This window comes from Algibacter sp. Ld11, from assembly GCF_045066735.1.
Classification (GTDB): domain Bacteria; phylum Bacteroidota; class Bacteroidia; order Flavobacteriales; family Flavobacteriaceae; genus Algibacter.
On the sequence record NZ_JBISHH010000025.1, the window covers coordinates 149708 to 163581 of the forward strand.

The 13874-nt window shown below is 33.9% G+C and carries 8 protein-coding genes; all 8 read left to right on the plus strand.

The genetic code is table 11. The annotated features are described in order from the left end of the window. Positions 1–20: 20 nt before the first annotated feature. The 8 genes from ACJJV4_RS14315 to ACJJV4_RS14350 all read left to right on the plus strand — a co-directional run bounded on the left by ACJJV4_RS14315 (position 21) and on the right by ACJJV4_RS14350 (position 13869). Positions 21–1463, plus strand: coding sequence for a sulfatase (locus tag ACJJV4_RS14315; RefSeq protein ID WP_405295619.1), 1443 nt, complete (start codon positions 21–23; stop codon positions 1461–1463). Between the two features lie 406 nt (positions 1464–1869). Then, a complete protein-coding gene (locus tag ACJJV4_RS14320; protein WP_405295621.1) occupies positions 1870–4482 on the plus strand; it encodes a hypothetical protein in 2613 nt (870 codons plus the stop codon). A gap of 257 nt (positions 4483–4739) precedes the next feature. After that, positions 4740–7313 (plus strand): hypothetical protein, encoded by a 2574-nt coding sequence (locus ACJJV4_RS14325; RefSeq protein WP_405295623.1) that lies wholly within the window; start codon positions 4740–4742, stop codon positions 7311–7313. Positions 7314–7326: 13 nt separating this feature from the next. Next, the gene (locus ACJJV4_RS14330; RefSeq protein ID WP_405295625.1) at positions 7327–8118 is read left to right on the plus strand and encodes a polysaccharide deacetylase family protein; all 792 of its coding nucleotides are present in this window, start codon (positions 7327–7329) and stop codon (positions 8116–8118) included. 30 nt (positions 8119–8148) lie between these two features. Next, positions 8149–9825, plus strand: coding sequence for a DUF4038 domain-containing protein (locus ACJJV4_RS14335; RefSeq protein ID WP_405295627.1), 1677 nt, complete (start codon positions 8149–8151; stop codon positions 9823–9825). Between the two features lie 145 nt (positions 9826–9970). Then, complete coding sequence (locus ACJJV4_RS14340) at positions 9971–11533, plus strand: alpha-L-fucosidase (RefSeq protein WP_405295629.1); 1563 nt, start codon at positions 9971–9973, stop codon at positions 11531–11533. A 51-nt stretch (positions 11534–11584) separates the two neighbouring features. Then, the gene (locus ACJJV4_RS14345; protein ID WP_405295631.1) at positions 11585–11893 is read left to right on the plus strand and encodes a hypothetical protein; all 309 of its coding nucleotides are present in this window, start codon (positions 11585–11587) and stop codon (positions 11891–11893) included. 218 nt (positions 11894–12111) lie between these two features. Next, on the plus strand, positions 12112–13869 hold the full coding sequence (locus ACJJV4_RS14350) for an arylsulfatase (protein WP_405295633.1): 1758 nt from the start codon (positions 12112–12114) through the stop codon (positions 13867–13869). Positions 13870–13874: the final 5 nt, after the last annotated feature.

Genomic DNA, 13874 nt, shown 5'->3' on the forward strand with positions numbered 1-13874 from the left:
AAATAATAAATTCTTTAAAAATGAAGTTCTCAATTCGTAGTTTTATTAAAACAGCAATGATTTCTTTTTTGCTGACATTCACATTACTGTTGTGTGCCCAAGAGCGTCCCAATATTTTATGGATTAATTGTGATGATTTAGGTAGAGAATTGGGAGCTTACGGTAACCAAGATTTGCATACACCAAATATAGATAGACTTGCATCTCAAGGTGTTAAATATGTAAATGCTTATGCCAATGCACCAGTTTGTTCTGCAAGCAGATCTTCACAAATAACGGGTATGTATCCAAGTGCCATAAATGTTCTTAATCATAGAACAATAGATAAACAGAAACTGCCTGAGGGCATTTCTAGCATTATGGAAATTTTTAAGAATGCTGGTTATTTCTGTAGCAATGGTTGGGGTCATGATATGGCCAGACCAGGAAAAGAAGATTATAATTTTGTAGGAGACAATTTGTTTGATGGTACCGATTGGAATCAACGCCAAAAGGATCAACCATTTTTTGCTCAAGTTCAAATTCATGAACCGCATCGGGTATTTGTTAGGGACAAGGAACGACCTATTAGTCCAGACCATGTAACACTTCCTGAATGTTATCCTGATTATCCTTTAATAAGGGCAGATTGGGCGTTGTATCTAGAAAGTATTCAAATAGCAGATAAGCGTGTTGGACTAATACTTGACCGGTTAGAGAAAGAAGGTCTTTCCGAAAATACAGTAGTCATTTTATTTGGAGATCATGGCCGTCCACATTTACGCGATAAACAATGGTTGTATGAAGGCGGTTTGGCTATCCCATTAATTATTCGATATCCTAAGAAATTTGAACCAAGAACTGTAAAAAGAGATTTGATTAGCTTGGTAGATGTCACTGCAAGTTCCTTAAAATTGGCTGGTATTAAAATTCCTAAATACATGCATGGTAAAAATGTGCTAAACGGTGAAAATAGAAAATATATTTATGGATTTCGCCAACGTTGTGGTGATGCTGTAGATGATATTCGTTCTATAACTGATGGTCGATATAAATTAATTTGGAATCGAATGCCAGAGATGCCCTATATGCAATTAACTTCTTATAAAAAGTTGCAATACCCTGCCTTTACATTGTATCAAGATTTACATAAAAAAGGAGAGTTAAAAGCGCCCTACAATCAATTTATGGCCGAAAACCGTCCTGTATATGAGCTTTATGATTTAAAAAGTGATCCTAGCGAGTTTAACAACCTAGCTTCAAACAATAAATTTAAAAAAGTACAAAGAAAACTGTTTAGAAGATTAAATACCACTTTAAATAAGGTTGAAAAGCATATGATTCCCGAATCTCCAGAATCTATTGCCAAAGCGAAGGCGAGCTCTGAAGCTTTTTTTAGAAAAGGAATTGTTAAAAAAAATCTATCTGTTAATGCTACCAATGAGGAGATTTTAAAAGCTTGGGAATTGGAATTATTAAAATAAATTGGAAGTTCATCATGACATGTTATTATCTCTAAAGGCATACTAACTGTTTCTAGTATGGTTTGTTCTTTCTTATTCTCAAAAATTAAGTAGGACTGAGCTATCTAAGATAAGACTAACTTGAATTCAGTAATTTTTGATATCAAAGAAGTTTTAGAAATTTAAATTTTTATCCTAACTCGGAAAGTATTGAAGAATGACTTAGTTGAAATCGTGTTTAATTAGAAGGTTAGGAAGATTTTAAAATAAGATATAAAAAGAATTAATAATTAGTTAAAAGCCATTTATAGTGACGGGTAAGTTAAAACTCTAGTGAAATAACGCATATGTCATATTAGTAAAAACATATGAATACGAATTGTGATAATATCTTGCATAAATTTGTTAAAAACTCAATTTTTAATAAATGAAAAGAATTTTATCAGTTATAATCTTCGCTATTTTAGTAAATAGTTATGCATTCTCACAGCAAATGTCTACTTCAGCGAGTAAATCATTTTTCAAAAATCTAAAGACTAAAAAAATCATTTCGGACCCATCTGTGGTTTGGAAAAACTTCGGGCCAGGGATGTCTGGTTATAATGAAGAGTTTTGGTGTCACCCAACAGATCCTAATGTGATGTTCATGGGGCCAGATATGCATGTAAGCTATGGGTCTTGGGATAACGGAAAATCTTGGCAAACTATTAAAGATTCTGATGGTGATGGAAGAGATATGGAACGAGTTTTGGATATTGATTTTTCTACGCAAAATCCCGATTTTGGAGTCGCTATAGAACGTGCAGGAGGCGTTTATACTTCTAAAGATAGAGGTAGAACTTGGCAATTAATTTATGAAATTCCAAGAGCCAAAGGGAAGCACGTGAGTAATGCACACACGCAAGTGACTCTCCATCCTAAAGATGATAACACTTGGTTTATTGGCGCTGGAGATTTTTGGAATGTAAAAAACAATCATAGAAGTTTAGCCAAGCCACACGGCATTATTCATCCAAGAGCAAGCTATGGATATATTTTAAAAACTACAAACGCTGGTAAATCTTGGTCTAAAATAGCAACCAACATTGCAGATAATTTAGATGTTGGCAGAATCATCATTCATCCAAATAATCCTGAGCATATGGTAATAGCAACTAGCCATGGTTTGTTTGTAAGCGAGAATGGAGGCGATGATTGGGAAAAAGGAAATAAAGGGTTGCCAAATAATTTACCACGCGATTTATCATCATACTACAACAAACAAACGGGTGCCTTTATATTGTATTTGGTAGAGCAAACCGTGTACGAGAAAAAAGGTAAAACAACCACCGCCAAAGGTGGTGTGTATCGAAGTACCGATGGTGGGAAATCTTGGAGTGATATTACCGGGAATTTATACATCGATTTAAATAAAATTAATTTTCCATCCGAAATTGAAAGATACTATAACACTGTTGGTTATTGGTTTGGAGAACCTAAGAAAACAATTAAGACCACTTTAAAAGATTTGCCATCAGAAACCTTACCGGTATTTAATCGCTTAATGGTAAATCCTATTGATAAAGATGAAATTTATGTGGTTTTTAATAAAAAACATGATAAGTCCTTTGGAGCAGGAGAGGCATGGAAAACGAGTGATGGTGGGAGAACATGGATAGCTTGTGTTAGAGATGGTGTTTACTGGAAAGGCGGAAAAGACAAAACCTATTGGGCAAGTAGAAATAATCCCGTAGGAACCAATGTAGATTTTTCACATTTACAAGTTAATATGGATAATTCTCAGGCACGTTCAGGAAATCGTATGTTGGCTATTAATGTTAGAGGTGAAGTATTTATGGGAGTAGACCAGCAAACTATTAAGAGTAGCGACCATGGAAATACTTGGCAGCAAGTAGATGATTTTGAAACATCACCGGGAAGTAACAAGTGGATTGGTAGAGGAGATAGTGATTTACCTGGTAGATATATGTTACATGAAACAGGAATTAAAGGAAGACGCTTATTAGCAAGTGGAGAGCACGGTTTATGGCAAACTACAGATTTAGATGGATGGCCAAACAAACAAGCCGTAGCTGTTGAGCAAATAGACGGGCAAGTGCACGATCATGACGGTATGCATGGGCAACATTCCACCTCTACTATGGCAGTGCATCCAAACGATCCAAATACTATTTATTCTTTGGCTTGGAGACAAGAACATAGAGGGAAATTACGAAGAACCCAAGATGGAGGGAAAACATGGGAAAATATTGCAACTATTTTTGAAGGAAATAATCCTTCTTATCGTGGTTTAGTGACACAGTATGCTTTAACGATTGATCCTAAGGAACCAAATAGTATGTATTTCTGTACGGTTCGTAAACCAATATCAGAAGTTGGCGATGGATCTGCAAAATTAACAAAAGGTGGTTATGGTTTTTACCGTTCGTTTGATGGAGGATATACTTGGGAATTAAGTAATAATGGATTTGATAATAATGCAAGTGTACGTAGAATAAAGTTAGATCCTAAAAATCCGAGTACAATTTATGCAGCTTTAAATGATAATAATGGCGAGTTGTACAAATCAACAGATAAAGGAAGTAATTGGGAGAAAATAAAAATTCCATCAGTAATAAAAGCGGTAAATAATGTGTTTATTGATAGAAATAATCACAATTTATATATTGCTACCGGTAGAAGAAATGGTACTTATGAAGAAGGTGGTGTCTGGAGAAGCGCAAACAATGGAAAGTCATGGGAACATATATTTAAAGCACCTTTTGTTTGGCAAGTAGAAACCTCGCCGATAGATGAAGATTTAATAGTAATAAGTGTTGCAGGGCATTATCCAACAAAATTTAAAAACCCAGGAATTTATCTTTCTAAAGATGGGGCGAAAAGCTGGACCAAAATTAATAAAGGATTAGGGCAGCCTAATAAAATGGTAGATGTAAAACCAGATCCGTATAATAAGAACGTGTTGTGGAGTGCTGGTTGGGGATCAGGTTGGTTTATTACATATTTGAATAATACGAATGAAGGTTGGTTACAAAACTAATCAAATAGAACTTTATAAAGCAAGCGGTTTACGTTATATAATCACTAAATGAGTGAATTAGGTTATGTTAAGTCGCCTCATGTAGAGCTCCAAATAGAGATTGTGTTGTAGGTAAAAGTCATGCTATAACTTATATAGTTTTGGGAGATAAAAGAACGGAGACTAATTGGAGTACAAGAACTAATGCAACACGAACAAAAGTTCATGAAAGTAACTTTTAAGAAGGAGCACATAATTTAAATTGAAAATTAAATAGTATGAATATATCTAAAATTATCACTTTGATTGCCATGGGGTTTTTAAGTTTTAATAGCTGCGCACAACTTGATAAAGAATATTTTAAAAAGCTTCAAAATAAAGAAGTTACTTCGTCAGATATTGTAGAATGGCAACAAGTAGGACCAGGAATGTCTGGTTATTGTGAGGAGTTTTGGTGTCATCCTACAGATAAAAATGTAATGATGATGTCTCCAGATATGTTTAATACATATGGTACTTGGGATGGTGGGAAAACTTGGGAAACCATAAAAAATGCTGACGGAGATGGGAGAGACTTAGCTAGAGTGCGAAAGTTTATGTTTTCGCATCAATCATCAAATTTTGGTTTTGCAATCACTGGAGGTGGGCAATTATTTAAAACAGAGGATACAGGAAGAAGTTGGGAGTTTGTACGAAAATTTAAAGGTCGTTTAGCAGATATTGCAGTAGATCCTTCTAATGATGATAATTGGTACATTGGTCCAGGTGATTTTTGGAATGTAAAGGCCAATTGGAGACATCAAAACGGACATGTTAGAAAATACAAAAATGATGGTATTTACAGCAGTACCAATAAAGGTAAAACATGGACAAAATCTAAGATTGGCGCATTTGAAAATTTAGATGTTGGGCGTATAGTTGTTGACCCAAATAACTCTAAAATTATAATTTCAGCAACGAGTGAAGGTGTTTTTAGAAGTGACAATCAAGGGAAAACTTGGAAAACGAGCGCAAAAGGATTAACAGTTAATCGTCCACGTGATTTAGATGCTTATTTTGATCAAAAAACAAAAGAATTTGTACTTTATTTAGTTGATCAAACAGCTTTTGAAACAAAAGGAAAAACAGTTTCTTCAAAAGGTGGGGTTTATAAAAGTAATGATGGTGGTAAAACCTGGCAAAATATTACAGGAAATTTGGCTGTAGATTTAAATCAAATTAATAGTAAGTCATTATTAAACAGGTATTGGAAATCCTTAGCTTATTGGTTTCAAACAAGTGTAAAAACAATAAGGACAAAGCATCCTAAATTACCAACCGATGTTTTAGATATTTGGCATAGAATTCAAGTAAACCCAACAAATAAAAATGAAATTTATCTTTCTCATAACACAAAACACGATAAAGCTTTTTTAACAGGTGATGTTTGGAAATCTAACGATGGTGGTAAAACTTGGAAAGCAGCTGCTAGAACTGGAAAATATTGGATTGAACAAAAAGATAAGGCGTATTGGGAATCTAGAAATAACCCGACAAATACAAACACAACCTTTGCTCATTTACAACCAGAAATGGATAGAAGAGAAGATTCTTGGGGAAACCGATTTTTAGAATTAAGTGTTGATGGTACAGCATATATATGTTTAGATCAACAAGTTTTAGAGTCAAAAAATGGAGGTGAAACTTGGCAACAAATTGATGATAATGAAACCGCTCCCGGTAGCAAAAAATGGGTTGGAAGAGGAGACAGTAATTTACCAGGTCGTTTTATATTACTAGAAACAGGAATTAAAGACAGATATTTATTAACAAGCGGAGAACACGGTTTATGGCAAACGGCTCCGTTAGGAGAGTATCCTGATAAAATGGCTGTTGCTGTAGAACAATTAGAAGGACAAGTTCATCACGGAGGAGCGCATTCTGCAGGAACAGTAGCAGTGCATCCAAATAATCCTGATATTATTTATTTTTTATCTTATAGACAAAGTCATAGAGGAAAATTACGCAAATCAATAGATGGTGGAAAAACTTGGGATAATATTGCAACAATATTTGCTGCAGATACACCAGCTCATGAGCGCTTGGTTTTTCTAAACTCTTTAATTATTGATCCTAAGAACCCAAATAATATGTATTTCTGTGCTACTAAAAAACCTATTTCTCAAGTTTCAGGTCCTTATGCAAAAAGCTTAACTAAAGGTGATTATGGTTTCTATAAATCTTCTGACGGAGGATATACTTGGGTGATAAGTATGAATGGGTTCCATAAAGAAGCTAGTATTAGAAGAGTTATTATGGATCCAAAAAACACTGAAACCTTATATGTAGCAGTCAATGATGACAATGGTGGTTTATATAAATCCACAGATAAAGGTGATCATTGGAAAGAAGTTGAAATTCCTTCAGAAATACAAAATGTAAACAATATTTTTATAGATAGAAATACTGAAGATATGTATTTGTCTTGTGGAAACGAAAATGCAACGGATGTTGGTAGTGGTGTTTGGCGAAGTAAAAATAAAGGGAAGTCTTGGAATAAAATTTTTGAATTACCTTATATCTGGCAATGTGAAACTTCGCCGATCAACCCAAATATTATTATAGTAAGTGCTCCATTACCATATAGAGCAAAAGCTGAACTTGTAAATGCAAAACTCAACCCTGGCGTTTATGTTTCAATGAATGCAGGTAAAACTTGGAATAAAATTAATTCAGGATTAGGTCAACATGACAGAGTTGTTGACGTAAAACCAGACCCATTTAGAGAAGATATCTTTTGGGCTTCACAAAAAGGAAGTGGTTGGGCAATAGGATATCTAAAAGGAACCAAAAAAGGATGGTCTAAAAAATAAGAATTAAGTTAAAATGAAATATTTAAAGTTATTTCTACTATTTCTTTTGGGAACGGTACTTCAAAATTGTAGAGATGAAGATGCAGTTAAATGGAATGGAAAAAAATGTGCTGTTGTTTTAACTTATGATGATGCTTTAGATGAACACTTAGATTACGTAGTTCCAAGTTTAGATAAACTTAATTTGAAAGGTACTTTTTATGTTATTGGGAGTTCGGATTGTTTGAGTGGTAGGAGAGTAGAGTGGCAAGCGGCCGCCGCCAGCGGACACGAATTAGGTAATCACACCTTAATGCATCCTTGTAAAAATAAGCCCAAAAGAAAAAAACAGCTTCCTCCAGAAAAAGATTTAAATAATTATACGCTTAAAAAAGTTATTGATGAGATAGAATATACCAATGCCATACTTAATAAGATGGATGGGAAATCTGAGCGTACTTTTGCGTTCCCTTGTGGTCAAAAAAAGGTTAATGATACCCTTTTCTATAATTATGTTAAGGATGATTTTGAAGGTGCTCGTGGTGTAAAACGAGATATGAAATCTATTACTGAAATAAATCTAGATGATATTAATGCCTATGGAATGAAAGGGCATTCGGGAACAGAAATGAAAAAACTTGTTGATGAAGCTATAGAAAATAAAGAGCTTCTTGTTTTTCTTTTTCATGGTGTTGGAGGTGGTAGTCCGTTAAATGTAGAGATTACAGCGCATCAGGAATTATTAGATTACTTGTCTTTTAAGGAAGAGGATATTTGGGTAGCACCTATGGTAGATGTCGCTAAATATGTAAAAGAACAGTTGTAATAAACAGAAATTTAATTATAACACAATCAAATGAATTTTAAAAAAATCTTGTTAATAGTTGTACTGTTATTTTCAAAAAGCAGTTTTACTCAAATTAAAGTTTGTAAGGCAGCAAAGTCAAGTCAGACCATAAAATCCATTCAATGGGAAGTAAACGACTTAGTTTATAGAACTAAAAAAAGTGTTGTAAAACCATTTTCTAAAACGATATATGCTATCGTTAAAGAGAAAGGTGGCGAAAAGAAAGTTCCATTGTTTTATAATGGTGATAATGAATGGGTATTCCGTTATTCGAGTTCAACTGTTGGAAGTCAATCTTTTATTATTAATTCAGAAATAAAAGAATTAAATGGAAAAAAAGGAAGGTTCATTATATCTAAGAATGAGAAAAAAGAACGACATGGAGGTGTAGTGCTTAACGAAAAAGACCCTAGACATTTTTACTATGAAGATGGCTCGCATTATTTTAACTTAGCTTTTGAGTGTGATTGGTTGTTTGCCTTAGATTATGGTGAGGAAAATATTTCTAAAACAGAGCATTTACTGGGGTTAATTAACGAAAACGGGTTTAATCAAGTAGTCATGAATGTGTATGCATACGACCCAGATTTGGATTGGGTAAAGGATGAGTCGTTAAAACAAAACCCACAACATGATTATGGAGCAAGAGAAGATATTTTTCCTTTTTTAGGATCGAATTCAAAACCAGATTATAGTGACTTAAATTATACTTTCTTCAAACACTTTGATAAGGTGATTGCAGCAATGCATGATAAAGAAATTGTGAGTCATTTAATGATTTATGTTTGGAATAAGCGCGTCGCATGGCCAAAGGCTGGATCGGATGCCGATAATATGTATTATGATTATATCATTAAAAGATATCAAGCATTTCCAAACATAATTTGGGATGTCTCTAAGGAGGCTGCAAACAAAATTGCAATTCAGCAAAATGAAAACATTGTTGAGCATATTGAAGAACGTATTGTAAGAACGAGGAATTTAGATGCGTTTAATCGTTTAGTGTCTGTTCACGATTTTGGTTTTTGCAAGAATCATAAAGATGATGTAGATTTTATTTCTACCCAAGATTGGAAATTTTTATTATATGAAAGTATGATAAATGTTTACAACCTTTTTCCGAATAAACCTGTATTCAATATAGAACACGGAGGGTATGAGGCATCTCCATATAATGTTTTTCCTGGAGGTTACTCCAATGCAGAAATATGTTTAAGAAGAAATTATTTATGCGTGTTTGCAGGAGTTTATACAACGTATTACTGGCAGGCAGCGGCTTGGAATGCTGTAATTCATAATCCTTTTGAACAACCAGAAGGCATTGTGAAACCTAGATTTGATTATTTCAAATACATGAGTAAACTTTTTGATAAAGTAAATTTTGAAAATTTTAAACCAGTAACAAAGTATAATACAAGATCGTATGTATTATCAAATTCAAAAGAAGGTGTTGTTATGCAGTATTTTCCAAAAGAAGTACATTCAGATGATATCAAACGTATGTTGGAAAATCAATTTAATTATGCAAATGCAACGTCGCAATGGTTTAATACCATCACCGGAGAATTTACAAAAGAGCAAAAGCTAGAGTTTAAGTATAAATATGGTTTTTGGGATTGGCGCCCGTATAGAAATGAAGCCGATGCCATTTTAATAATTCGGAATTTAGAACAGAAGAAAAACTAAAAAACTCTAGTTAAAAATTGAAAATGGGCTGTTAAATCTGGAAAAAATATTCAAAATAACCATTTGTTACCATCTTTAACACAACTGAATCAAGAAAAAAACAAGTATCGACGATATTTGCCTTTGTCAATTTTAAACAAAAAAAATGAGACTTATTAAGTTACCGTCGGTTTTCCTTTTCATAATTATGGCGTGTATTTCTACAAATGTAAATGCACAGAAAAAAGAGAAATTTAAAAAGAATTGGAAATCAATTGAAAAAATAAATCAAGCACCAGATTGGTTTAAAGATGCGAAATTTGGAATTTATGCACATTGGGGACCCGTATCATCTGCTTTTGAAGGTGCCAATCCCAAACAGAGGTTAGCAGGATGGCATGGCATGAAAATGTATGTCGATGGTAAAGTGGTACCACAGGCCAATGGGAAGCCAAGCAATAACTTTTTACATCATTCCAAGAAATACGGGCACCCAAAGGAGTTTGGATATAAGCATATAGTAGAACAATTTAAAACTACAGGTTTTGATGCCAAAAAATGGGCCGATTTATTTGAAAAATCTGGCGCTAAATTTGCTGGTCCGGTAGCTATGCACCATGATAACTTTGCTATGTGGGATAGTAAGGTAACACGCTGGAATTCTATGAACTATGGAGGTATTGATCCATCGGCTGCGCTTAAAAAAGAAATTGAAGCTAAAGGTTTGAAGTATATGGGGTCTTTTCATCATGCTTTTACTTGGAAATACTTTGCGCCTGCACATGCACATGGCGGTATTAATCCTAAAGATTACGATCTATACACCAACCCGCATAGTTTAGATTCTGATACGCCCGATGAACAATTTTATGAAGATTGGTGGGCAAAGTTAAAAGAGTTTATTGATGTTTATCAGCCAGATTTAATTTGGTTCGATTGGTGGTTAGAAAACATGACTGAAGAATCTCGCTTAAAATTCTTGGCTTATTATTATAATAAAGGTCTAGAGTGGAATAAAGAAGTTGCTGTTTGTTACAAAGAGTCTACGTTTAATGAAGACACAGCCATAAAAGATTATGAGCGCGGTCGTCCAAACCAGCCAAAAGATAATCCGTGGTTAACCGATACGTCTCCAGGCGCATGGTTCTATCGTCCTGAAGCTCAGTTTAAAACACCAAATGAATTAGTCGACATCTTGGTAGATATTGTTTCCAAAAACGGATTAATGTTATTAAATGTACCACCAAATCCGGACGGCTCTATTCCACAAGTGATGGAAAATTTATTAATCGATATGGGAGCGTGGTTAAATGTAAATGGTGATGCCATTTATGGTACAAGACCTTGGACTATTTTTGGAGAAGGCCCTACACGTTTACCAGAAGGTGGGCATAAAGTCGAAGAAAAAGTAAAAATAGCTTATAAGAACACGGATATTCGATTTACTAAAAAAACGGATAAAGAATTCTTTGCTATTGTTATGGATAAACCAGAAAATGAGATTGTAATCAAATCTTTAAGCACGCAGTTAGGAGTCTTAAATTCTAAAATTTTAAAAATAGAATTATTAGGAAGTAAAGAAGATCTTAAATGGGAGAGAAATGAAAAAGGACTTGTTATTACAACGCCTAAAACGTTTCCAACCGACTATGCTCATGCTTTTAGAATCGTTCTAGAAGGATATACTGAAAATAATATTGGTGGTGGCGTTGATGCTCACGTAGATTAAATAGATAAAACACATCTAAGTTTTGAAATCCTAATTTAAATTTAAAAAAAAATGAAAAAAATAATGTTTTTAATGATTACGCTTTTTTTGGCGTATTCAGTCAATAGTCAAAATAGTGATAAAAAAACTTTTGAAGCTTCAATGGAGTTTGCGAAGTTATCAAAAACGGAAATTGCTAAAATTACGCCACTTAATAAAGAAAAAGTGGAATCTATTCAAGCTATTCGAAAGCAAAAATTGTCCAAAGACGATCAAAAAGTAAAAATAAAAGAGATTAAGAAAGCTACTGGAAAAAAAATAATAGAACTCATTGGCAAGAAGAAGTACAGCCAAATGATGAAATATTGGAAAGAAGGTTAACTTACAATTAAATAGCATAGAAAAGAGAAGCTTCATTATGAGGTTTCTCTTTTTTTTATCAATACTGAATTATAAAACAACATACCTTCTGTTTTTCAAATCATATGTAACCTAATTAATCAATGATTTAAAATATTTTTGATAAACACCATATTCCGATGATTTTTAAAAGAAGAAACATATTAATATTTAAATCAATTTTTATATTAATTACGTGCATGCAATTAGCAATAGGACACGCGTTTCAAAAAAAAGCACAAAATCCTCCAAATGTTATTTTAATTCTCACAGACGATCAGGGTATTGGTGATTTAGGTTGCCACGGAAATCCTTGGCTTAAAACACCAAACTTAGATATGTTTTATGAGCAATCTGTACGTTTAACAGATTTTCATGTAAGCCCGTATTGCACACCAACACGTGCAGCGATAATGACAGGTAGGTACCCAATCAATAACGGTGCTTGGGCCACTTACAAGGGGCGCGATGCTTTAGCAAAAAGCACTTCAACTATGGCAAATGTATTCAAACAAAATGGTTACAATACTGCCTTATTTGGGAAGTGGCATTTAGGTGATAATTACCCTACGCGACCAACCGACCTCGGTTTTGAAACAGCGATACATCACAAAGCTGGTGGTGTTGGCGAATTGTCCGATTATTGGGGGAATAGTTATTTTGATGATGTTTATTACGTTAATAACGAACCCAAGCAATTTGAAGGGTATTGCACTGATATTTGGTTTGATGAAACCATTAAATATATCGATAGTAAAAATCAAGAGTCAAAACCGTTTTTTGTTTACTTAGCAACAAATGCACCACATTCACCTTGGATTGTGGATGAAAAATATGCGAAACCCTACCAAGCACTTGAGGGCACTAAGATTAATAATGCAAATTTCTATGGAATGCTTGCTAATATTGATGAGAACTTCGGAAAATTGGACGCTTATTTAAAGAAACAAAATTTATTAGATAACACAATTGTAATTTACATGACAGATAATGGTACCAGTGGGGGTATGAGTCGTGATGGTAAAAATATTGGTTATAATAAAGGGCTTCGTGGTATAAAAGGAGCCAAAACAGAAGGTGGTCATCGTGTGCCGTTTTTTATTCGTTGGCCAAATGGAAGTTTAGAAGGAGGTCGAGATATTAACAACCTCACATCGCATGTTGATATACTACCTACGCTGGCAAATTTATGTCATCTAAAAATTCCTTCAACCATGAAGCTGGATGGTGAAGATTTATCAGAACTTTTATTAGCGGAAAAAAATAACACGAACCGCTCAGTTTTTATTCATAATAGGCAAGATTGGCGTCAACCTAAAGATGTTATGGAGACTTGTATAATTGTAGGTAAATGGCGATTAATTAATGGCAATGAGTTGTATAATGTAGTTAAAGACCCTTATCAAAAAAATAATGTTGCTGCCATGCATCCTGAAATAGTTAAGCAGTTATTATTTCAAAATAAAGCCTTTTTAAAACGAACGAAAGAAAACCCAGAGTATAACGAACTTCCTGTTAGTGTTATTGGTAATAAAAACCAAAAAGAAATTAAACTAACCATACAGCATGCTATTGGCGAAGATGGCGGTATTTGGAAACCCGAACAAGTCGCTTCCGGAATGAAAAACAAAAATAATACACATGCTATAGAAGTTGAAAAAGATGGTGAATATTTAATTTCATGCAGAAGATGGCCAAAAGAATGTCCCGGTCCTGTTTGGGGAACCCCTTCTGTAAATCCTAAAAACTTGTACCAATACGAGACTATTGAGCCAACTAAAGTCCGAATAAAAATAGCAAATCAAATCTTAGAACAGGAGATAGATGGCGAGCAAGAAACCATAGAGTTTAAAGTGCATTTATCTAAAGGAAAGACCTTGTTGGTTAATGATTTTATTGAAGGCACAGAGGAATATGGAGTTTATTATACATATATAAGTGAGTTTAATAATAAATAATAAAG